Source organism: Empedobacter sp. EJD.6dd (assembly GCF_057369435.1).
Genome location: NZ_CM170667.1, coordinates 886,630 through 908,532, shown reverse-complemented (window position 1 = coordinate 908,532; position 21,903 = coordinate 886,630). Strand labels below are relative to the sequence as shown.

The 21,903-nt window shown below is 30.2% G+C and carries 22 protein-coding genes; 14 read left to right on the top strand and 8 right to left on the bottom strand.

Annotated elements, in window-relative coordinates; translation table 11 throughout:
- The first annotated feature begins 28 nt into the window (after positions 1–28).
- The 4 genes from AC2I98_RS04240 (at position 29) to AC2I98_RS04225 (ending at position 3,058) form a co-directional block, all read left to right on the top strand.
- Positions 29–490: an Lrp/AsnC family transcriptional regulator gene (locus AC2I98_RS04240; RefSeq protein ID WP_486413386.1), complete on the top strand. Its 462-nt coding sequence runs from the start codon at positions 29–31 to the stop codon at positions 488–490.
- 55 nt (positions 491–545) lie between these two features.
- The gene (gene msrA, locus AC2I98_RS04235; RefSeq protein WP_486413385.1) at positions 546–1,079 is read left to right on the top strand and encodes a peptide-methionine (S)-S-oxide reductase MsrA; all 534 of its coding nucleotides are present in this window, start codon (positions 546–548) and stop codon (positions 1,077–1,079) included.
- A gap of 152 nt (positions 1,080–1,231) precedes the next feature.
- Positions 1,232–1,927 carry a DUF1826 domain-containing protein gene (locus AC2I98_RS04230; RefSeq protein WP_486413384.1) on the top strand — a complete coding sequence of 232 codons (696 nt, stop codon included), beginning with the start codon at positions 1,232–1,234 and terminating at the stop codon, positions 1,925–1,927.
- A 114-nt stretch (positions 1,928–2,041) separates the two neighbouring features.
- Positions 2,042–3,058, top strand: coding sequence for a PTS sugar transporter subunit IIC (locus tag AC2I98_RS04225; protein ID WP_486413383.1), 1,017 nt, complete (start codon positions 2,042–2,044; stop codon positions 3,056–3,058).
- Between the two features lie 44 nt (positions 3,059–3,102).
- Here the strand turns inward: AC2I98_RS04225 and AC2I98_RS04220 are convergent, their stop codons facing one another.
- Positions 3,103–4,362 (bottom strand): DUF3472 domain-containing protein, encoded by a 1,260-nt coding sequence (locus AC2I98_RS04220; RefSeq protein WP_486413382.1) that lies wholly within the window; start codon positions 4,360–4,362, stop codon positions 3,103–3,105.
- 338 nt (positions 4,363–4,700) lie between these two features.
- Between AC2I98_RS04220 and AC2I98_RS04215 the strand changes: the two genes are divergently transcribed.
- Complete coding sequence (locus AC2I98_RS04215; protein ID WP_486413381.1) at positions 4,701–5,189, top strand: hypothetical protein; 489 nt, start codon at positions 4,701–4,703, stop codon at positions 5,187–5,189.
- 73 nt (positions 5,190–5,262) lie between these two features.
- Here the strand turns inward: AC2I98_RS04215 and AC2I98_RS04210 are convergent, their stop codons facing one another.
- The 4 genes from AC2I98_RS04210 to AC2I98_RS04195 form a co-directional block, all read right to left on the bottom strand.
- Entirely contained in the window at positions 5,263–7,482 is a 2,220-nt protein-coding gene (locus tag AC2I98_RS04210; RefSeq protein WP_486413380.1) for a glycoside hydrolase family 2 protein, read from the bottom strand.
- A gap of 97 nt (positions 7,483–7,579) precedes the next feature.
- A complete protein-coding gene (locus tag AC2I98_RS04205) occupies positions 7,580–8,659 on the bottom strand; it encodes a peptidylprolyl isomerase (RefSeq protein ID WP_486413379.1) in 1,080 nt (359 codons plus the stop codon).
- Positions 8,660–8,684: 25 nt separating this feature from the next.
- The gene (locus AC2I98_RS04200) at positions 8,685–9,212 is read right to left on the bottom strand and encodes an FKBP-type peptidyl-prolyl cis-trans isomerase (protein WP_486413378.1); all 528 of its coding nucleotides are present in this window, start codon (positions 9,210–9,212) and stop codon (positions 8,685–8,687) included.
- Positions 9,212–10,237, bottom strand: coding sequence for a DHH family phosphoesterase (locus tag AC2I98_RS04195; protein ID WP_486413377.1), 1,026 nt, complete (start codon positions 10,235–10,237; stop codon positions 9,212–9,214). The genes AC2I98_RS04200 and AC2I98_RS04195 overlap by 1 nt, the downstream gene beginning before the upstream one ends.
- 127 nt (positions 10,238–10,364) lie before the next feature.
- Between AC2I98_RS04195 and AC2I98_RS04190 the strand changes: the two genes are divergently transcribed.
- Positions 10,365–11,123, top strand: a complete 759-nt coding sequence (locus AC2I98_RS04190) for a hypothetical protein (protein WP_486413376.1) — start codon at positions 10,365–10,367, stop codon at positions 11,121–11,123.
- Between the two features lie 33 nt (positions 11,124–11,156).
- Here the strand turns inward: AC2I98_RS04190 and AC2I98_RS04185 are convergent, their stop codons facing one another.
- Positions 11,157–11,987 carry an ABC transporter permease gene (locus AC2I98_RS04185; RefSeq protein WP_486413375.1) on the bottom strand — a complete coding sequence of 277 codons (831 nt, stop codon included), beginning with the start codon at positions 11,985–11,987 and terminating at the stop codon, positions 11,157–11,159.
- Between the two features lies 1 nt (position 11,988).
- A complete protein-coding gene (locus tag AC2I98_RS04180) occupies positions 11,989–12,885 on the bottom strand; it encodes an ABC transporter ATP-binding protein (protein ID WP_486413374.1) in 897 nt (298 codons plus the stop codon).
- Between the two features lie 75 nt (positions 12,886–12,960).
- On the opposite strand from AC2I98_RS04180, the gene AC2I98_RS04175 reads away from it, so the two are divergent.
- From AC2I98_RS04175 to AC2I98_RS04140, 8 genes are all read left to right on the top strand, one after another.
- On the top strand, positions 12,961–13,845 hold the full coding sequence (locus AC2I98_RS04175; RefSeq protein WP_486413373.1) for a ChaN family lipoprotein: 885 nt from the start codon (positions 12,961–12,963) through the stop codon (positions 13,843–13,845).
- Between the two features lie 89 nt (positions 13,846–13,934).
- A complete protein-coding gene (locus AC2I98_RS04170) occupies positions 13,935–15,305 on the top strand; it encodes a Gfo/Idh/MocA family protein (protein WP_486413372.1) in 1,371 nt (456 codons plus the stop codon).
- Positions 15,295–16,212 (top strand): nucleotidyltransferase family protein, encoded by a 918-nt coding sequence (locus AC2I98_RS04165; protein ID WP_486413371.1) that lies wholly within the window; start codon positions 15,295–15,297, stop codon positions 16,210–16,212. Before AC2I98_RS04170 ends, AC2I98_RS04165 begins: the two co-directional genes overlap by 11 nt.
- A 6-nt stretch (positions 16,213–16,218) precedes the next feature.
- On the top strand, positions 16,219–17,250 hold the full coding sequence (locus tag AC2I98_RS04160) for a phosphotransferase enzyme family protein (RefSeq protein WP_486413370.1): 1,032 nt from the start codon (positions 16,219–16,221) through the stop codon (positions 17,248–17,250).
- Positions 17,222–17,713, top strand: coding sequence for a GNAT family N-acetyltransferase (locus tag AC2I98_RS04155; RefSeq protein WP_486413369.1), 492 nt, complete (start codon positions 17,222–17,224; stop codon positions 17,711–17,713). Before AC2I98_RS04160 ends, AC2I98_RS04155 begins: the two co-directional genes overlap by 29 nt.
- Positions 17,710–18,807 carry a Nif3-like dinuclear metal center hexameric protein gene (locus tag AC2I98_RS04150; protein ID WP_486413368.1) on the top strand — a complete coding sequence of 366 codons (1,098 nt, stop codon included), beginning with the start codon at positions 17,710–17,712 and terminating at the stop codon, positions 18,805–18,807. Before AC2I98_RS04155 ends, AC2I98_RS04150 begins: the two co-directional genes overlap by 4 nt.
- A 2-nt stretch (positions 18,808–18,809) precedes the next feature.
- Positions 18,810–19,595: a zinc ribbon domain-containing protein gene (locus AC2I98_RS04145; protein WP_486413367.1), complete on the top strand. Its 786-nt coding sequence runs from the start codon at positions 18,810–18,812 to the stop codon at positions 19,593–19,595.
- A 145-nt stretch (positions 19,596–19,740) separates the two neighbouring features.
- Positions 19,741–20,388 (top strand): hypothetical protein, encoded by a 648-nt coding sequence (locus AC2I98_RS04140; RefSeq protein ID WP_486413366.1) that lies wholly within the window; start codon positions 19,741–19,743, stop codon positions 20,386–20,388.
- Positions 20,389–20,452: 64 nt separating this feature from the next.
- Here AC2I98_RS04140 and AC2I98_RS04135 read toward each other — a convergent pair whose 3' ends face one another.
- On the bottom strand, positions 20,453–21,787 hold the full coding sequence (locus AC2I98_RS04135; protein WP_486413365.1) for an NAD(P)/FAD-dependent oxidoreductase: 1,335 nt from the start codon (positions 21,785–21,787) through the stop codon (positions 20,453–20,455).
- Positions 21,788–21,903 lie beyond the last annotated feature (116 nt).

Sequence of the window (21,903 nt, the reverse complement as noted above, 5' to 3'; positions counted from 1 at the left end):
CTTACTTTAGAAAAAAATTAATTACAAGATGAAATTTGACACTCTCGATCAGCAGCTACTAATGTACCTACAAGAAAATAGTAAAATAACCTACAAAGAACTATCTGATAAGCTCAACTTGTCATCAACAGCAATTCACGAAAGAATTAAAAAACTGGAGAAATCTGGAATTATTTCGAAGTATGTTGCATTGGTGAATAGAAGACTTATCAATAGAGAATTACTTGTGTTTAGTCATATTAAATTACAGCAACATTCTGCAGATAATATCAAAATTTTTGAAAATGAAATTGTGAATTTAAAGGAAGTGCAAGCGAGTTATCATGTAAGTGGTGACTATGATTATATTATCAAGATGTCTTTTGAAAATATGGACGAATACAGAGATTTTATGGTAAATAAATTAACTACGATAAAAGTAATAGGTAGCACACATAGTACATTCGTAATCGGTGATGTTAAAGATGATACAGCATTTCAATTGATATAAGTAGAATTTAATTGTTAACATATAAATTCTATTTCATTAATAAAATTAAATAAAGATGAGTAAGGAAGTAGCAGTATTAGGCGCAGGTTGTTTTTGGTGCGTTGAAGGAATTTTTAATTCAATAAATGGAGTAGAGAAAGCTATTTCTGGTTTTGCAGGAGGTAATGTGGAAAATCCAACTTATCGTCAAGTTTGCGACACAGATACCAATCATGCAGAAGTAGTTGAAGTAACCTTTGATAATGAAGTAATTTCCTATAAAGAATTATTAGAAATTTTTTGGAATATTCATAATCCAACACAGTTAAATAGACAGGGAAATGATGTTGGTACACAGTATCGTTCGAGTATTTTTTATACGTCAGAAAAACAAAAAGAACTAGCTGAAGAATCGTTAAAAGAATTTGATAATGGACTTTTATACGAAGATAAATTTGTAACAACTATCGAGCCTTTAGATAAATTTTGGTCTGCCGAAGATTATCATCAAGGTTATTATAACGAAAATCCAGATCAACCTTATTGTTCTGCTGTTGTAGGTCCAAAAATTGCAAAATTTAAATCTAAATTTAAACAGATTTTAAAATAATATTAGAATATCTTTCTAACAAAAGTATAGATTGAATTATTTAGTTTAAGCAGTATAAAACAGCCTCATCGAAAGATGGGGTTTTTTTATTAAATCTGTTATCATTTTTACTAAAAAACATAAATTTGTAGTTATAAATTACTTTTAAAAATATGAATAACACCTTTTCTAATTGTAAGCATGTTGAAGTAGCATCTTCTTTTTCTGAGCTTGTGAATACTGATTTTCATGATGAAAAAAATGCAATTTGTTGGGAGCGTAATTTAAAAGGAGATTTTAAAGAAATTGTTTCTCAATTACAATTTAAGGAGGATGTTACGGAAGTTTCAATTGCAGATTTAAACGATTTGAAATTATCTGAAAAAGGAAATGTTGCAAGAGAAATTATTTTGGAAGATATAGTTAATTTGACTGCTTTTGGAGCTCAGCCTTCTTTAAATTTATTGAAAAAATACGATCGTGATGATGAATTTGATTTTATCTCTACAGATGTTTATTCTTTTCATGTTGATCGTTCTCCAATTGACACAGATACTTATTTATGCACATACTTTGGTTCTGTGAGTGATATTATTTCTAATGACGATGTTGAACAAAAAATTTTGATTCCTGAAATAAGAGCACAATTAATGAAGTTATATGATAATTCAGAAGTGAATTTTGATACTTTTCTGAAGGAAAATTACTTTGATTTACATTATCAAACAAAATCAAATGCTCATCCTATTAATTTAGGACTAGGAAATCTTTGGAGATTAGCTGTCGATCATCCAAATCAAATGGTATTACCATGTGTACATAGAGCACCAGTTGAGAACGGTGAGTATCGATTGCTTTTGATTTGTTAAACTCAGCATTAGCATTAATAATATCATTTTATATTTTCAAAGTAATTGATATAATAGTGTAAATAAAATAATTCTAATATTTTAACTCATCTTTGTAATCATATTTATTCATCAATGAAAGAATTTCTATTAAAAAAAGATATTCATATTTCTGCAAAACGATATTTTATCGATGCAATGGGCGCAATGGCTTATGGTTTATTTGCGACTTTATTGGTTGGTACAATTTTGAAAACGATTGGAGAAGAATTTTCTATTACATTTCTAAAAGATGTTGTTTGGCCAGTAGCAAATCAAGCAACTGGTCCAGCGATTTCATTAGCAATTGCTTATAGTTTACGAGCACCACAATTGGTATTATTCTCTTCCGCTGTTGTAGGAATTGCAGCTTATCAATTAGGTGGACCATTAGGTGTTTTTATAGCAACAATAATTGCGGTTGAAATTGGTAAAATGGTAGCAGGAGAAACGCGAATAGATATTGTTATTACACCAATTGTTACTGTTTTGGTAGGAGTAGTGTTGGCACAAGTTATAGGACCTTCTGTTCAGCAAATGATGAAATGGATTGGGGAATTAATTATGTTATCTACAGATTCAAATCCTTTTATTATGGGAATTGTTATTGCTGTGATTGTTGGAATAGTATTGACATTACCTATTTCATCTGCCGCATTATGTTTAATGTTAGAGTTAGACGGATTAGCAGCAGGGGCTGCAACAATAGGATGTTGTGCTCAAATGATAGGATTTGCAACAATTAGTTTTAAAGATAATGGCTTGAAAGGACTTTTAGCTCAAGGATTAGGAACAAGTATGTTGCAAGTACCTAATATTTATAAAAACTGGAAGATTTGGATTCCTCCAACTCTGGCTTCGGCTATTATTGGTCCAATAGCAATTATCTATTTTAAAATGGAAAATACAGCATTAGAATCAGGTATGGGATCTTGTGGATTGGTAGGTCAAATAGAAACTTTTAATGCAATGAAATCTAAATTTGATACATCTTATATTTTAACATCAATAATAATCTTACAATTTATTGCTCCAGCTATAATTTCTTATGTAATTTATTATTTCATGAAAAAGAAAAACTGGATCAAAGATGGTGATATGAAATTAACTTAAATAAAAAACGGTTGAAAGTTCCAACCGTTTTTTATTAATATTGATTATGGTAATGTTGTAAAATCAATGCTTGGCGCACTCTGTTTATTCTCAAATTTGAATAATGTTCCAGGTTGTTCAATTTCATTAAAAAATCCTCCCATTTTCAAAAAATATCCAGAAGAAGTTTTTCCTCCTGTAGCATCAACACGTTGATTTGCTTTGTATGTAGCGTCAACAGTAAGTTTTGTTGCGTTTACTTTTTTCCATTCTCCATCGTAAACCCATTGATTATTGAAGTTTACTTTTCGTGTTAAATAACCTTGTGTAGGCATGAAGTTCTCTAAAAATGAATGAAATCTTTTTAAATAAGTATTTGTTTTAGGACGTTTGAAACTTGCAATAATCTCCCACTTATTTGTTTCTGGCATAAAAAACCAAGCAGTATAAGTTGTAGAATTATCGCCATTTGGAACACCTTTTAATAAAAATTTATAAGTGGTATCAGCTTTCCAATTGTACTTCATATAACTTTGTCCACCAGAACCTTCGTTTCCAAATTCTCCTGTCTTTACATTTTCACCTTTTTTAAGCAAAACGATTTTTTCATCATCTGGAATACTTTTCGGATCATCTGTTACAAAAGGACTCCATACTGAAAATAATATTCGTCTTTCAGTTGCTGAATTAGCTTGAATTCCAAAATATCCTTCTCCAAAACCATTTGCCATATAATATGACCCAATAACATCTTCTTCTTTTGGAACAACAATTTCATTGTAATAATATGAAACATTTTTTTCTGTTGGAATTTCGTAAGCCAAATGACAAGAAGGTCCACGTCTCGCCCAATAATAGTATTGTGGATCATTACTATAAACAATTCCATTTTCTACAGCTGTTCCGCTAACTATCAAGTCAGTAATAGCGATTTCACCTTTAATTCCGCTTAAATCAACTGAAAGATATCCAGGCTTTGAGATATTAAATGTTCCAACAGAAATAGATTTATCAACTGATTTCCAATTGTATTTTTTAGTTTTTTTATTAAAACCAACGTTTAGTTCAGCATCATTTTTAGCTTCTCCTTTTAAGTGAATTGTTACATTTCCTGTACCTAAAACCTTGAAATAAGCTTTTGTTACATTTTTAGTTTGTGGTGAGATAAGGGCATTTACTTTTGTGATGGTAGAAGGACCTTCTTTGTATCCAACTTCAAAAGCATTTCCAATTAATGGAACATCATAAGTTTTTGGTTGTTGAGCAGTTACTTTTCCTCCAACTAAAACAGATAGAGAGAATAGAATGCAATGAATTGTTTTCATGGTGTTGAATTAAAATATTTAGTTATATTGTCTTTGTATAAATTATATTCTATAAGTTCAATCAAACTTATTTCTATTTTATTTCTAAAACTAATTATTTCGTTAATTTTTTATAAAAAATAAAGAGCGAATAAACGCTCTTTATTTATATAACCTAACCTAAAACTAACCCTTTATACAATAACTTTACTATGAATATATATGTATAAAAATATCTTTTTACTTTTTAATAGGGCAAATTTACATGTTTCTGAATTAATGTAAATTGATGTAGATCAAGAAATAACATTTTTAGTGAAAATGTATAATTTATTATATTTGTATTAAAACCTGATAATATGAAAACGTCTAATCTATTTATTTTTTTGATTAATTTTATGATTGGATTAAATTCTTGTCAAAATAAATCTGTTTCAAAAGATTTTAAAAATACTACTACATCTTCAATAAAAGTTGATAATCTTATTCTTTCTGAAGAAGAATTGGGGTTTGGGTGCATTACTAATTATTATAGAAAAGGGGATAAGGCACAACAAGAAATTTATGTACAAACAAGCTCTAAAGATGACAAATATTGGGTGAATTATATTTCCATAAATGGAGAAAAAGAGGTTTTTAATTCACAAAATGATGCTATGCTTACAACCGATGAAAATGGTTATACGTTGCGATTGGAGAATGAGCGCTATATTATTGATATTTCAGCTAAAATGGGAAAAACATATAGTGAATCTGATACTACTTTAGCTTCTGGAACACTTAAGATAACAAGAAAATCAGATCAAATTACTACTACAATTATATTTGATGGAGGAACTGCTTGTTAGATAAAACAACAAAAGAACTCTCCGTTATAAAAGTTCTCTTATTGTTTTAAAAAATTATGTTATAATGCACTTTCTACAATCCTACATGTATATCTTTCGTAGTGGCTTCTTTTTGGGAAGTTTTATATTTTGGATCATAGTTCCAACTAATTTTATCTGAAACGATTTTTCCATTAAGATTAGTTTCTGCAATAATTATATTTTCACCTTTTTGCAATTGAACATTTTCGGCAACGAAATGAATTTTATTATAACCATTTTTTACATTTTCAATTTTTTTACCATTTACAGTTAACGTTGGCGTTCCTTGATTAGAGAAGATTGTAACAGTTGTAAATTCATTTCCTCTATTTACCATTCGACGCTGCGTTAAATAAACAACAGGTTCTTTGCTCCAATTTGCTTTGTACCAATAAAAAGGATCTTTTTTAATTTTTCGGTCAAATGAAACCAAACCTTTGTAGTTTCTGGGATTAACATTTAATCTTGTAATAGGTGTTGCAAAATCGAAAGTATTCCAAACATAAGATCCCAAAAATATTGGATGTTTTTCTATTGTTGCCCAATGAACAATATGAAATTTAGTTGCAAATTCTTCTGGGAAAAAAGCAGGATCACTCCACTGATTTCCATAGTTTCCTGCAACTTCTACTTGATCTTCAGGTTTTGCTTCTGCGCCATATTCAGAGAAAATGATTTTGTAATCTTTGAACTTTTTCGAAATTTCATTCGCCCAAGTTTCAACATCTTCTTTGTCTGTCAAATTTTCGACTTCGCCATTGTACCATCCAAAATAATGATTAATTCCTTGTATATCCGCATTATTATTAACTGGATGATCGACTATATTATAACCACTAACTTGCACGGTATAACGATCAGGATCTTCTGTTTTAGCTAAGTCATTTAGCTTTGTTGTTAATTCTATCGTGTAATTATTTGGCGAATAAACTTCATTGTGTAGTCCCCAAGTGTAAATAGATGGATGATTGTAATTTTGACGAATCAGTTCTTTCAATTGTTGCATCGCATTATTTTCTTCCAAGGTTGTAACCTGATTTACAAACGGAATTTCTGCCCAAATAATCAATCCTAAACTATCACATTTAGAATAAAAATAATCTGATTGTTGGTAATGAGCCAATCGAATAGAAGTTGCACCAATTTCTTTTATAATTGCTAAATCTTCATCGTGATCTTCATTTGATAAAGCCGAACCTTTTTCCCAGCGATCTTGATGTCTTGTGACACCATATAGCGGATATTTTTTGTCGTTTAAGAAGAAACCTTCGTTGGCTTTTAGCTCAAATTTACGGATACCTAAAGGTTGCGCTACTTCATCTAGAACTTGATTATTTTTTTTGATTTGCGTAACCACTTTATATAAATATGGATCTTCTAAACCATTCCATAAATGTGGATTATTAACCTTGATATCTTGAATAATTTCTTGTCTTCCTTGCGGCGATAGAGTGTAAGGAGTAGTGATAGATTTTACAGTTTTATTGTTATGATCAATAATAGAAGTGAAAATTTCGATGTTATTTTGTTGACCAGATTTATTATCAACTTTGACTTTAACATGAATATCTGCTGATTTTTTGCTTACATTTTTCTGAGAAATAAAAATTCCATCCGAAGCAAAATCATTTACAGCAATATTGACAGGATCAGTCACAATTAACGAAACTGGACGATAAATTCCGCCGTAAACAGGAAATAAAACATGATTCACAGGAATAATTGCTGGATTTTCCTCGTTATTGGCTTTAACTAAAATTTCATTTTCTTGATCAAATTTTATCATTCCTGTCAATTCCAAAACAAATGCAGAATATCCACCTTGATGACGTCCAACAAAATTATAATTTCCGTTGTTTGTATCGCTTTGATAGCTTACTTTGTTCTTATTTTGTGTAGATTTTAGAGGCGAATTATTGACGTAAACTTCTGCATTTGCACCAACGCCTTCAAATTTTATAAAAATACGTTTTCCTTTCCATTCAGTTTTTGGTGTAAAAGATTTTCTGTAATACGAATCACCAACATAAAAGCGCTCGTTAGTACTATAAAAACCGGCTTTAACTTGATTTGTTTGCATATCAGTCGCATTCCATGTATGTGGAACTTGAACCAATTGCCAATCACCTTTGAAAATAGAATTGTAGTTGATTTCCGCTGTGGTAAATGGCCCTTTTTTGAAGCTCCAATTGGAATTAAAATTTACTATTTCTCTCGCATTTGCTAGTTGTAAACCGAGAATGAGTAAAATTAAAGATGTAAAATTTTTCATGTGAGTTTTGATAAGAAGTAAAAATAGTTATTTCAAAAATGTGGACAAAAAGAAAGCCACTCAATTGAGTGGCTTTCTATTATTTATTGATGATAGATTATTTATCTAAAACTTCCATATCAAAATATAAAGTTGCGTTTGGTGGAACAACACCTCCAGCACCTCTTTCTCCATATCCTAATTGAGCAGGAATGATTAAGAATACTTTCGCACCTCTGTTGAACATTGTTAAAGCTTCCATCCAACCTTGAATTAATCCTGTTACACCAACAGTAGCGTCTAATGGTTGATTGCGATCATAAGATGAATCTAATTTCTCACCATCGTTTAAACGTAAAGTGTAATGTACTTGAATTGGATCTCCTTGAACTGGTTTTGCTCCGTTTCCTTCTTCTAAAATAACATATTTTAATCCAGATGGAGTAGTTTGTGCTTTAGCTTCTAATTCTTTTTGACGTGCAATTTCAGCATTTTTTTCAGCTTTTATTTTAGCTTCTGCTTCTGCTTGTTTTTTTGCATGATTTGCTTTTGCAGTTTCAAAAGCTTCTCCACCGTTATACTTAGCATATTTATCACCTTTACGAGCGATTTCTACTTTTTCAATTACAACAGGAACAACAGGTTTGTCATCTCTTGTTTTTTCTACATTAGCAATAGAATCTACAACTTCTAAACCTTCTACAACTTGTCCAAAAACAGTGTGTTTACCGTCTAACCAAGGAGTAGGAACTTCTGTAATGAAGAATTGAGATCCGTTTGTAGCTGGTCCTGAATTTGCCATAGATAAAACACCTTTTTTATCGTGTTTTAATGTTGCATCAAATTCATCTTCGAAATCGTAACCAGGTCCACCTGTACCTCTTCCGTCTGGATCACCACCTTGAATCATGAAATCTTTGATCACACGGTGAAAAACAATTCCATCATAAAAAGGAACTCCTTTAGCTTTAGCTTTATTTTCTTTTGTTCCTTCAGCTAAACCAACAAAGTTTGCAACCGTCATTGGAGCTTGTTCTTCGTATAATTTGATTGTCATTGCTCCATGATTTGTTGTCATTTTTGCATACAATCCGTCTTCTAAACTTTTAAATTCTTCTTTACTCATCGATTTTGGAATTTTAACGCCACAACTAACAAGGGTAGTGATGACAGTTAAGATTAATAATATTTTCTTCATTTTACTTTACAGTCTTTTTTGTCTATTAGTGTTTTTTAATTTTTAAGACTTTTATATCCATAATAATAGGTGTGTCAGGTGCTATTTTTTGTGTATCACCATAACCACCATAAGCAAGAAACGAAGGTAATAATAATTTAGCATTTTCACCTTCTGATATCAATTGTAAACCAGCTTGCAAACCTCTTACGATATCGGCTTTTCCTAAAATTACTTTCTGAGTTTTATTGTCGTTGTATGAATATAAAATATTGTTTTCAAGATCAGTTACTTGGTATTCGTATTCAATATAATCTCCGTTATTTGCTGTTTGTTCAGTTCGTTGACCACTATTCGAAATCCAAAATCCAGAATTAGTTTTTACGAATTTTAGATCAGATGTTTTCATGTAATCATCAAACCATTGCAATTCTTCTTGATGTAATAATTTTCCGCGCTCTTGCGAACGTTGCATAAAATCGTCATTGGAATATGAAACAGGATATTGAATAACTTTCTGATCACAGCTCATTATCGCAAATATCGCAAACGTGAATACAATAACTTTTTTCATTAGATAACGATGTTGGCTAATTTTTCTTGATAATCTGGTAAAAGTGATTGGAAATAAGCAATTGTTTCTTCCATATTCATATCCGAACGTCCACCTGCTGCATTCATATGACCACCGCCGTTAAAATGCTTACGAGAGAATTCATTTACATCAAAATCACCTTTAGAACGTAACGAAATTTTAATGAAATTATGATGTGTATCTTCGATAAAAATAACTGAGAAAATAAAATTTTCTACACTCAAACCATAATTTACAAAACCTTCTGTATCACCTTTCTGAAAACCATTTTCTAACAAATCTTCACGTTTTAAAAACATAAATGCTGTACGATATTCAGGTAAAAAAGTTAGATTATTTAAGGTTAATGATAATAACTTTAAACGTCCTTGTGTTTGTGAATCATTTACATACGAAGTTACTTTGTCAACTTCTACACCTTTGTCAATCAATTCTGCTACAATTCTGTGCGTATCTGCTGATGTATTACGAAAACGGAATCCACCTGTATCAGTCATCATTCCTGTGTAGATACATTCTGCAATGCCTTTGTCAATTTTATCCAAATCATTCATCGCATGGATAAAATTGTAAACCATTTGACATGTTGCAGGCATTTCAATATCCGAATACATAAAATCAAATGTATCAGGTTCGCGGTGATGATCGATTAATATTTTTGGTGCTTTCGAACGTTCAACCCAGTTTCCTAAGTCGTCTATTCGTTTTACAGTATTAAAATCTAAGATAAAAATCAACTCAGCTTGATGTATAATAGCTTCTGCAACTTTTGGTCGGTAATCTGCAATTACAATATCTTTTGCAGAAGGCATCCATTTTAGAAACTTCGGAAAATCGTTTGGCGAAACAATGTTACACGTATGTCCCAATTTATTCAAATAATGAAACATCGCCAAAGTAGAACCTATCGCATCTCCATCAGGATTTTTGTGCGGTAGAATTGCAATTTTCTTTGGTGTTGATTTTAAAAGAGCTTTTAGCTCCTCGAAATTTGTCATTTGCATAGTTGCAAAGATAAACAAACAACTGAAAAAGTGGAAAGTCTTTGTTGAATATTGTTTACAACAATTTTTATATAAAAAATAATTTAATTATAATTACTATTTTTGAATTCATTTTAATTGAAATGTTATGTCAGAACTTCCAATGATATTATTGATATTCTTGATTTTTTTTTGTTTTTATCTTGTTTTAAAAAACACAAACAAGAATAAAAAAGTAAAAAATAATAATTATATCGATGAAACTATAATTTTTACTAATCACTCATTAAAAAAAATTAAAAAAGGAATTGAGAAAGAGATTAGTAAATCATATATAATAGGTAAATCTTGGGCATTATTAGAAGAAAATTCTAATGATAGTTTATTATTTACTTTTAGAAATAATGGTGAATTATTAATGACAATAAATGGTATAGTAGAATATATGTCTTACGAATTGATAGTTGATAATAATTCAATTTTAATTACAAAGAATGGTATTACTGAACAATATGATATATTAAATATTAAAGACGATTACATTTTTTTATATAAAATATCTACTAATGATCATTTAACTCTTATTAATAGAACTAAACTAAAAGATGGGCTCAAGAACGATTTAAAAATTATTAATGATTTATCAAATAATGAATTTCAAAAATATACTTTGCCAGAGAGTTATATGTTTGATCACTTTTTTCTTAGCGCTGTAAATAATTGGGAAATTAATAATCCAAAAAAAAATGTTTTTGATTTTATAAATGAAAAAGAAAAAAAATATAAAGATATTTATATATATGAAATATGGAAAGTATATAATCCTACAAAATCTCGATATAATTTTGGAGAATTTTTAGTTTATAAAGAAAGAGAATCAATGATAAAAAAGTATAAAAAAAGGTAATCATAATTAAAACTACCTTTTTTTAATTCTAAACTACAAATCTCTTTTTCTGATAATTAATAATGATAAACCTAAAAATAAAATTATGTAAAAAACATTGATTGAGAAATACTCCCATTTTATATTATCAGGCAAAAATAATTTACCTTTCATAATTGCATTTTGGATATCTAAAGAAGGATAATCTATGATTTTACCATTCGAATTTAATGGTAAAAAATTTGATATTAATGTTATTTCCTCTGGGTTTTTAGGTGGTGTTTTTCCGAAACGAACTAAAAATTCTACAACTTTTAAAACTGATTCTACTATATTCAATACAATTAATGATAAAATAGCGAATGCACTTTTCTTTAATAAAAATGATAAGAACATAGCAAATACGATATACGCAAAAATCTCGATGAAATAACCTCCTAAAAATTCGATTCCATTCAAGAAATCTGGTTTTTCACTAAAGTAAGCACCCAATCCAAAAACTAAAACGCCCACCAAAAATGTAGAAATAAATGTAATAATCACATTCATTAATACTTTTGAATTTAAGAATTCAGTTTTTGATAAACCATCAATCGTATTTTGTTTAAATGTTCCGAAAGAATATTCGTTGGTAATATTATTAATAACAATAATTGCTAAAAAGAATTTTCCGAAACCAATTAACCAAGTAATGTTATGCCAAATAAAGGGAAAATCTAATGCTCCAAGTTTGATGAGATTAATTTCAATACCATTCATCATTGGTTTGAAATTAGGCAATGTAATTCCCATTAAAAGAATCATCACAAAATATAAAATGATGAAGATGCGTGTCCCTTTGTTGTAGAATAATTTATTCCATTCTATGCTAAATAATCTTTTCATGTTAGTTTTGTTTTTGGATTAGTTGGAAAAATTGTTGCTCTAAAGATTCTTTACGTTTCACCAAATGATTTACGACAATTCCTTGTTCAAAAAGTATTTTATTGATTTCAGCAGGATCTTTTTCTTCGGCTAAAACAGCATAAAGTTTGTTATTTTCTTTGGTAACTTTCGATACAAAAGAGAAGGTTTTTAGGGTATATTCTAAACTGTCCATATTTTGAGCAGAAACCTCGATACTTCCAAAACTCGAATTCATTTGATCTACAGAACCTGCGTATAGCATTTTTCCTTGATTTAGCACCACCACATGCGAACATACTTTTTCTACTTCGTCTAATAAATGACTTGCTAAAATAATAGTTGTTCCTTGTTCTGCGATTTTGATAATCAATTCACGAATTTGTATAATTCCTTGTGGATCTAATCCATTTGTAGGTTCATCTAAAATTAAAACTTCAGGATCATTTAATAACGCTGCTGCAATTGCTAAGCGTTGCTTCATTCCCAAAGAATATTGTTGAAATTTGTCTTTTTTACGAGAAAGCAATCCAACTAATTCTAATTTTTCATCAATTTTTGTATAATTAGCTTCTTTGATATCAGCTACAATTTCGAGATTTTTTTGAGCAGATAAATAAGGATAGAATTTTGGACTTTCGATAATTGCACCAATTTTCTTCAACGAATTATTGTTTGGTTCTTCTCCAAACCATTTCCAAGAACCCGCTGAAGGATTGATTACATTAAGAATCATTCCTAATGTTGTTGACTTTCCACTTCCATTTGGACCAAGTAATCCATATACATTCCCTTTTTCTACAGAAAAAGTAACGTTATTGACAGCTGTAAAACTGCCAAAATTTTTAGTAAGTTGATTTATTTCAAGAACTTTATTCATAGTAGTTGAATTTGTTTTTCTTTATATGTATAGTTTTTCGTTAATTTGTTACAATTTAGAATTAATTTAAATAACATGAAAGCGATTTTATACACCTTAATTATTTTTGCCTCGATACAGCTAAATGCTCAAGATAACAAAGTTTATCAAATCTATAATAAAAACGAAAAGAAAACAGATTTTGGTAAAATGATTAAAGAATTAGCGAAATACGATGTTGTTCTTTTCGGAGAACATCATAACAATGCTGTTAATCATTGGTTACAATTACAAACTACTAAAGCATTATATACTATTAAAGGTAATCAGCTTATTCTTGGAGCAGAAATGTTCGAACGTCATCAGCAAACAGATTTAACGAATTATATAAAAGGAACAACTTCTGATGAGGATTTTCAGAAAAATAAAAAGCTTTGGAGTAATTATAAAACAGATTATAAACCATTAGTAGATTTTGCAAAAGAAAAGAATCTGTCTTTCATAGCGACAAACGTTACGCGTAAATACGCATCTTATGTAGCAAAAAATGGTCTTCAATCTCTTGATACAATTTCTATTAATGAGAAAGTATTTATAGCAAAATTACCTATTACAATAGATTATGACGCACCAGGTTATCCAGAAATGATCAAAATGATGGGAGATCACGCAGGAGTTAAGGCAAAACAATTTGTGGCAGCACAAGCAATAAAAGATGCTACAATGGTAGAATCTATTTTAAATAATTTGAAAGAAAATAATCTTTTTATTCACTACAATGGTGATTATCATTCTAAAAACTACGGTGGAATTTATTGGTATTTAAAATTTTTCCGACCAAATTTAAAAATAGCTGTAATTGAAATTCTAGAAATAGATGATATAAACGAAAAATTATCCGTTATTAAATCAAAAAACGAAAAAATTACTACGACAGAATTTATTATAGTATTTCCTAAGGATTCGCCTAAAACCTACTAATTTTATGCTTAAACAGGGATGTTTATTGAATTTTTTTTAATATTTTGCAATCTTAAAAATTTTTAAGTAAACAAAATTAAAAAACCACTATGGACAGAAGAAATTTTATCAAATCGACTGCTGCAGCATCTACGGTAGCATTAGTATCTCCGGATTCTTTATTTAATTTTTCATCAAAAATTGATAAAGTAAAAGTAGGACTAGTAGGTTGTGGAATGAGAGGGCAGGTACATTTAGATGAGCTGTTAAAGAGAAATGATGTTGAAGTTGTTGGGATCGCTGAACCAGATCAAAGAATGATTGATCGTTGTAACAAAATTTTTGCTAAACACAAGAAAAAACCTGTAGAATACTACAAAGGTTTAGATGGTTACAAAAAATTATATAAAAATAAAGGAATGCATGCAGTAGTTATTTCTACTCCATGGGAATTCCACGAAGAACAAACAATTGCAGCAATGAATGCAGGGAAAATTGTTGGTTTAGAAGTTTGTGGTGCGATGAATTTACAAGAATGTTGGAATTATGTAGATACTTACGAAAAAACTAAAGTTCCTGTATTTATGATGGAAAACGTTTGTTACCGTCGCGATGTAATGGCTGTAATGAATATGGTTCGTAAAGGAATGTTTGGTGAAATTGTTCATGGACAAGGAGGATACCAACATGATTTAAGAAATGTATTATTTAATGATGGTAAACAAGCTTACGGAGGAGGAGTTGAATTTGGTGACAAAGGATTCTCAGAAGCTGCTTGGCGTACAAATCACTATGTAAAACGTAATGCAGAATTATACCCAACGCATGGTTTAGGACCAATTGGAACAATGATGGATGTTAATCGTGGTAATAGAATTACTTATGTTACATCTATGGCTTCTCAACAAGCAGGTTTAACAGACTATATTGTGAAAAATGGAGGAGCAGATCATCCAAATGCAAAAGTAAAATTCAAACAAGGGGATATTGTACAAACAATGTTAAAATGTGAGAACGGAGAAACAATCCTATTAACACACGACACATCATTACAACGTCCTTATAACTTAGGTTTCCGTATTCAAGGTACTGATGGTATTTGGCAAGATATCGGTTCAGGAGGATTTAGCCAAGGATTTATTTACTTTGAAGACGAAATGAAACACTCTCACAAATGGGCAAGTTCAGAAGATCATTTAAAAACGTACGATCATCCATATTGGAAAAAGTACGAAACACAAGCAGAAGGTGCTGGACATGGTGGAATGGACTTTTTCTTAATGAATGATTTTATTGAGTGTATCAAACAAAATAAAGAATTCCCTTTTGACGTTTATGATTTAGCAACTTGGTATGCTGTTACTCCTTTAAGTGAAAAATCTATCGAAGGAAACGGAGCATCTCAAGAAATGCCAGATTTTACAAGAGGAAAATATAAAACAAGAAAACCAGTTTTTGGTACAGAAAATTATGGAATTTAAAACCTTATCATTAGTCATATTAGCAGGTGGAATGGGTAGCCGCTACAAAGGTCAAAAACAAATTGATCCAATTGGCCCAAGCAAAGAAACATTAATGGAATATTCTATTTATGATGCTTTTTCATGTGGAATAAAACATTATGTATTCATCATTAACGAACAATTTGATGCTGAAACTAAAAAATATTTTCAAAATATTATTGAAAAGAATGGAGGTTCAGTTGAGTTTGTTCTTCAAACGACATATACTTCAGTACCAAGAGGAATCTACGATACGATAGAAAAACGTGAGAAACCTTGGGGAACAGGACATGCGTTGTTGATTACAAAAAATCATTTAAACAATCCATTTATTGTTATTAATGCAGACGATTTTTATGGTCGTAAAGCATTCGAAAAAGCAAATGAATTAGTACAACAAGACCAAATTACGGCAAATACTTACGGAATGGTTGCGTACAAATTAGCAAATACAATAAGTGAAAACGGATCTGTTTCAAGAGGTGTTTGTACGGTTACAAACGGACTTTTAGAAAATGTAGTGGAGCGTACAAATATATATTCTAAAGAAGATGAAATTGTTTTCGAAGAAGAAGATAAAGTAGCACCATTAGATGCAGATTCGCCGGTTTCAATGAATTTCTTTGTTTTGCATCCATCAATTTTCAGAAATTTAGAAGATAAGTTCGAAGAGTTTTTGAAAGAAAATGCGTCGCAATTGAAAGCAGAATTTTTCTTGCCAAAAGTTGTGAATGATATGATTAAAGAAGATCAATTGGAGGTGATTGTAAAAAAATCTGATGACAATTGGTTCGGAATGACTTATCCAGAAGATAGAGAAGTGGTAGTTAATTCGATTCAAAATTTAATTGATGATCAAAAATATCCAAATTCACTTTGGGCATAAAATATAATGGAAAAAATATTAAAACATTATTTTCAAAATATTGATCAAATAGTAGTTAATCCAATCAGTTCTGGTTGGATTAACTCTACTTATGAGGTCAATAGTCAAGGAAAAAAATACATTTTACAAAAAATAAATACAAAGGTTTTTCCTAAACCTGATATTATTTCAAATAATATTCAACTTGTTTCAACACATTTAAAAGCAAAAAATTATCCAAAACAAATCATCGAAATTATTCCAGATTTACAAGGAAACCTTTTAGCAAGAGAAAATGATGAAACATGGCGATTAACTTCTTTTATTCCAAATTCTATTTGTTTTGATAAAGTAGAATCTGCGGAACAAGCTTTTGAGGCAGCGAAGACTGTTAGTCAATTTCATTCGTACTTATTAGATTTAAATGTAGACCAAATTTTTCCGTCAATTGATGGCTTTTTGGATTACAAAAAACGCATGAAAGACTTTAATGAAGCCTTAGAAAATGCTTCAGAAGAACGTTTACAAGAAACAAAAGAGGAGGTAAATTACATTTTAGATAATTTATCGAAAGTGAAAGAATATTTAGCAATAGATTTTCCGAAACGTGTGGTTCATGCAGATGCTAAGTTAAGTAATTTCTTGTTTGATAATGATAATCATTCACAAGCAATCGCTGTTATAGACTGGGATACGATAATGCCTGGAAATATTTTATGCGATTTTGGTGATATGATTAGAACCTATGCAAACTTGAAAGAAGAAGATGATCCAAGTGCAGAAAATTTATTCGAATCTAAGTATTATGAAGCGGTTAAAAAAGGCTTTTTAGCACATTTAAAAGATGATTTAGAATCGATTGAAGTAGAAAATATGGATTTTGTTGCGTATATTGTGATTTATATTCAAGCGGTTAGATTTTTAGGAGATTATTTAAATAATGATGTTTATTATTCAATTTCTTATCCAAAACAAAATCTTAATCGTACGATAAATCAAATCAATTTACTAAAAGCATTAACAAAATTTCATGAAGAAACTTCGATTCGAAAAGTATAAACCTTCAGATTTTAACGAATATTACAAACTTGTTCAAGACGATGACCAAATGAAGTATATTTCTGGAAAAGGTCTGAATGAAGAACAAGCAAATCACAAATTTACATCCATCCTAGAAAAAAGTTCGGTTGACGAAAATTTAGGATTTTTTAAAGTTTATGATGAAGAAGATAATTTTTTAGGCGATTGTAAATTAGTTTACAATAAACATGTAGAAAATTCGCTTGAGATAGGTTATTTACTTAAAAAAGAATTTTGGAGAAAAGGTTTAGGGTCAATGATTTGCGAACATTTACTATCAGAATCCCAAAACAAATTTCCAGATTTAAAAGTAATGGCCGTCATCGATCCTGATAATATTGCTTCGCGAAAGTTATTAGAAAAATTTAATTTTGAATCGTATTGGAAAGGTATCGAACACGATGTTCCGACCGAAAAATTGATTTTGAATAAAATAAAATGATACAAGTAAAAGACGTCGCTTCTGCGATGGAAGAAATTGCACCTTTAGCTTATGCAGAGGATTTTGATAATGTAGGATTATTGGTTGGAGAGTACAACGATGAGGTTACAGGAATTTTGGTAACTTTAGATACAACACCAGAAGTTGTAGAAGAAGCTATTGAGAAAAATTGTAACTTAATTGTAAGTTTCCACCCAATAATTTTTTCTGGTTTAAAGAAATTAAATGGTAAAACCTATGTAGAAAAAGCTGTTATGACAGCTATAAAACATGGAATTAACATTTATGCAACGCATACAGCTTTGGATAATTCAAAAGTTGGTGTGAATTTTAAAATCTCTGAGCAATTAGCTTTATTGAACACAAAGATTTTAATTCCAAAATCTCAAACGCTAAAACAACTGATTACGTATGTTCCTTCAGAAAATGCTGAAGCTCTTAAAAATGCTTTGTACGAAGCTGGAGCTGGCAAAATTGGAAATTACGATTCGTGTGGTTTTACGGTAGAAGGAAAAGGAAATTTTAGACCAATAGAAGGTGCAAATCCATTTATAGGAGAACTAAATAAGTTAGAAACGGTAAATGAAACGCGAGTAGAAGTAGTTCTTCCACAACATTTAGAAGGTGATATAATGAATGCATTATTCAAAAATCATCCGTACGAAGAAGTCGCTTATTCTGTTATTTCGTTGAATAATCATAATAATTATGTAGGAATTGGAATGATTGGCGAGTTGGAAAATGAAATGGATGAAATGGATTTTTTCAATTATCTAAAATCACAAATGAATACGCCAATTATTCGTCATTCGAATTTATTGAACAAAAAAATTAAAAAAGTAGCAGTGCTTGGAGGTTCTGGTGCTTTTGGAATAAAAAATGCAATTTCGGCTAGAGCGGACGTTTATATCACTGCTGATTTAAAATATCACGATTTTTTTACCGCTGAAAATAAGCTTGTTTTGGCAGATATTGGACATTTCGAGTCAGAACAGTTTACAAAAAACTTAATAACTTCGTATCTTAAAGAAAAATTTACTAATTTTGTGGTCTTTAATTCTGGAATTAATACCAATCCTGTTAATTATTGTTAACTATGTCTGAAACAAAAAATATCAAAGAACTAAGCGTAGAAGAAAAACTTCGCGCGTTATACGACTTGCAATTAATTGATTCACGTTTAGATGAAATCAGAAACACAAGAGGTGAATTACCTTTAGAGGTTGAAGATTTGAGCGACGATGTTGCACAATTAGAAACGAGAATCCAAAAAGTAGTTGACGAAACGAAAGGTTTGGATGAAGAAATTAAATTGAAGAAAGAAGCTATTAAAAATGCTGAAGCTTTAATTAAGAAATATACGAAGCAACAAGATAACGTTCGTAACAACAGAGAGTTTGATGCTTTAGCAAAAGAAGTTGAATACCAAGGTTTAGAAATCGAATTATCTGAAAAACGTATTCGTGAATTTACAATCAAAATTCAACAAAAAAATACTCAAATCGAAGATTTTAATACAAAATTAGCTTCGATGAAAGAGCATTTAGATCACAAAAAAGCTGAATTAGATACAATTGTAAAAGATACAGAAAAAGAAGAAAATACTTTAATTAAGTTATCTTCTGAATATTCTGCTAAAATCGAACAAAGATTATTAGACGCTTACAACCGTATCAGAGGTTCTGTGAAAAATGGTTTAGCTGTAGTTCCAGTTCAACGTGGAGCATCTGCAGGATCTTTCTTTACAATTCCACCACAAAGACAAATGGATATTGCTCAACGTAAAAAAATTATTGCAGATGAGCATTCAGGTCGTATTTTAGTTGATTTGGAATTGGCTTTAGAAGAGCAAGAAAAAATGGAAATTGTTATCAAAGGATAAAAAATTACCACTAAAATATTTTATTTAAAATCAAAGTGTTGCGAGGTTTTGCAACACTTTTTTTATATGCATAATTAATATTGTTATTACTTTAGCACGCTATTTGTATTATGGCAAATAAGATTAGTTTGAAAATTTTGAAATTATGAAAAAAATTATATTTTTAGCAATGTTAGCTGTTTCATCAGTTACTCTAACATCATGTGTCAATAACGATGATGGATATTATGTGCCTGATATAGTAAATGTAGGACAGATTAATTATGATGGAGTTTCTTTTCCTCTTAGAAATGCAGTTGTTGCAGACATAGAGAAAGCTGATGGCGGTTATTATTATAGTGTAGAATTATCTACAAATGCAGTTCCTAAAAATGGAAAATTAAATGGAGCTTATTTATATTTAGAGATCTTTCAACGAGGTGATTTAAATTTTAATGGAACTTATGTTACAGAAGGTGCAGATAGAGGTTTAGATTATATTGAGTATTACGAAAATCCAGTTATGCAAGATTATGTACCAGTTTTAAATTCTGGAACATTTTCTTTAGTTGATTCAGACTTTTCTTCAGGATCTACGAATATTAGAAATTATTACGATGCTTATAACAGAAGTTTGTTAAATACTAATTTTGCTTTACGAGTATCAAATGGTAAAACACTAACTGGTGATTTTGATGGATTATTTGAATTTATTCAATTATATAATAAATCTGCTAAAGGTGTTGTAAGTGCTAAATCAGCATCAACAGAAAGAATAAAAACAGGAGTGAGAAGACCTTCTGCAAGAAAATAATAAAACTACATCAAATAAAAAACTCCGCTAAATTTAGCGGAGTTTTTTATTTGATGTAGTTTTTTTAAGCTTCTACTTCTTTGTCACGATTTTTAGGGAAACGTCTGTAACCTTTTAAATTAAATCTAAAGTCTTTTTTCGTAGGACGTACAATAATACGTAATGACGAATCATTCGTAAAATAAGTTTGAGCCCAGTTTAAGAAGATAGCTAATTTGTTTCGAACTGTCAAGATTAACATCAAGTGTAAAAACATCCATGTAAACCAAGCCAAACGTCCCGAAAATGAAAATTTAGGTAAATCTACAACTGCTTTACGTTTTCCTACAGTAGCCATAGAACCTGGATCTTGATATTCGAACAATGTTAATTTATCTTCCGACAAACCTTGTCCCAATTTATCAAAGTTTTTAGCTAATTGCTCTGCTTGATCTCCAGCAACACGTGCCAATTGAGGATGACCATGAGGATACTTAGGAGTTTCCATCGAAGAAATATCACCAATTGCATAAATGTTTTGTGTTCCTAAAACTTTAGAAGTTCTATCAACTTTTAAACGATTTCCTCGTTGCAAATCTTCTTGGGCAACAGCTCCTTCAGGAACATTTCCCATAACTCCAGCAGCCCAAATTAAATTACGAGTTTTAATTGTGCGACCATCAGCTAACGAAATTGTTTTTCCATCGTAGTCAGTTACGCGACCTTCTGTCCATACATTAACACCCATATTCGTCAAATATTCATAAGACTTTTTGTGTGCCAATTCAGACATTGGACCTAATAAATTTGGACCTCCTTCAATCAAATAAATATTTAATTTAGAGAAATCTAAATCCGGATAATCTTTCGGAAGAATAAATTTTTTCATTTGTGCGATTGCACCTGAAAGCTCAACTCCAGTTGGTCCTCCACCTACAACGACAATGTTCATAATCTCTTCCAATTCTTCTGGAGTTTCTGCAGAATATGCACTCTCGAAGTTGGTTAATAATCGATTTTTTAGCGTTAAAGCTTCATTTGTCGATTTCATTGGGAATGATAATTCCTCAATTTGTTTATTGCCGAAGAAATTTGTGGTACATCCCATAGCAACAACCAAATAGTCGTAGGAAAAATCACCGATTGTGGTTTCAACAATATTTTGCTCTTTCTTAATTGCTGTAACTTCGGCTAAACGAACGCTTACATTTTTACTTCCTTGAAAAACTTTTCGAATAGGGAAGGAAATATCACTAGCGTTAATCGCTGCAGTAGCAACCTGATAAAATAAAGGTTGAAATTGATGGTAATTATAGCGGTCAATAAGTGTAACAGAAAAGTGTGGGTTATTATTTAATTTACGGGCTAATTTAAGTCCGGCAAATCCAGCACCTAAAATGACAATCTTTTTCTTTTCCAAAATTCACTTTTTTGTAAAATTACGAACAAACTAAGAAACAATGAAAGATTTATTAAAAATTATTCTGAACCTTAGATATTTACTATGATATCGGATTGATTATTAGATTTTTTTAA

Bases quoted from the DNA above. Each gene is read 5' to 3' on its own strand.
- AC2I98_RS04240 (WP_486413386.1), top strand. From the start codon at position 29: ATGAAATTTGACACTCTCGATCAGCAGCTACTAATGTACCTACAAGAA.
- msrA (WP_486413385.1), top strand. From the start codon at position 546: ATGAGTAAGGAAGTAGCAGTATTAGGCGCAGGTTGTTTTTGGTGCGTT.
- AC2I98_RS04230 (WP_486413384.1), top strand. From the start codon at position 1,232: ATGAATAACACCTTTTCTAATTGTAAGCATGTTGAAGTAGCATCTTCT.
- AC2I98_RS04225 (WP_486413383.1), top strand. From the start codon at position 2,042: ATGAAAGAATTTCTATTAAAAAAAGATATTCATATTTCTGCAAAACGA.
- AC2I98_RS04220 (WP_486413382.1), bottom strand. From the start codon at position 4,362: ATGAAAACAATTCATTGCATTCTATTCTCTCTATCTGTTTTAGTTGGA.
- AC2I98_RS04215 (WP_486413381.1), top strand. From the start codon at position 4,701: ATGAAAACGTCTAATCTATTTATTTTTTTGATTAATTTTATGATTGGA.
- AC2I98_RS04210 (WP_486413380.1), bottom strand. From the start codon at position 7,482: ATGAAAAATTTTACATCTTTAATTTTACTCATTCTCGGTTTACAACTA.
- AC2I98_RS04205 (WP_486413379.1), bottom strand. From the start codon at position 8,659: ATGAAGAAAATATTATTAATCTTAACTGTCATCACTACCCTTGTTAGT.
- AC2I98_RS04200 (WP_486413378.1), bottom strand. From the start codon at position 9,212: ATGAAAAAAGTTATTGTATTCACGTTTGCGATATTTGCGATAATGAGC.
- AC2I98_RS04195 (WP_486413377.1), bottom strand. From the start codon at position 10,237: ATGCAAATGACAAATTTCGAGGAGCTAAAAGCTCTTTTAAAATCAACA.
- AC2I98_RS04190 (WP_486413376.1), top strand. From the start codon at position 10,365: ATGTCAGAACTTCCAATGATATTATTGATATTCTTGATTTTTTTTTGT.
- AC2I98_RS04185 (WP_486413375.1), bottom strand. From the start codon at position 11,987: ATGAAAAGATTATTTAGCATAGAATGGAATAAATTATTCTACAACAAA.
- AC2I98_RS04180 (WP_486413374.1), bottom strand. From the start codon at position 12,885: ATGAATAAAGTTCTTGAAATAAATCAACTTACTAAAAATTTTGGCAGT.
- AC2I98_RS04175 (WP_486413373.1), top strand. From the start codon at position 12,961: ATGAAAGCGATTTTATACACCTTAATTATTTTTGCCTCGATACAGCTA.
- AC2I98_RS04170 (WP_486413372.1), top strand. From the start codon at position 13,935: ATGGACAGAAGAAATTTTATCAAATCGACTGCTGCAGCATCTACGGTA.
- AC2I98_RS04165 (WP_486413371.1), top strand. From the start codon at position 15,295: ATGGAATTTAAAACCTTATCATTAGTCATATTAGCAGGTGGAATGGGT.
- AC2I98_RS04160 (WP_486413370.1), top strand. From the start codon at position 16,219: ATGGAAAAAATATTAAAACATTATTTTCAAAATATTGATCAAATAGTA.
- AC2I98_RS04155 (WP_486413369.1), top strand. From the start codon at position 17,222: ATGAAGAAACTTCGATTCGAAAAGTATAAACCTTCAGATTTTAACGAA.
- AC2I98_RS04150 (WP_486413368.1), top strand. From the start codon at position 17,710: ATGATACAAGTAAAAGACGTCGCTTCTGCGATGGAAGAAATTGCACCT.
- AC2I98_RS04145 (WP_486413367.1), top strand. From the start codon at position 18,810: ATGTCTGAAACAAAAAATATCAAAGAACTAAGCGTAGAAGAAAAACTT.
- AC2I98_RS04140 (WP_486413366.1), top strand. From the start codon at position 19,741: ATGAAAAAAATTATATTTTTAGCAATGTTAGCTGTTTCATCAGTTACT.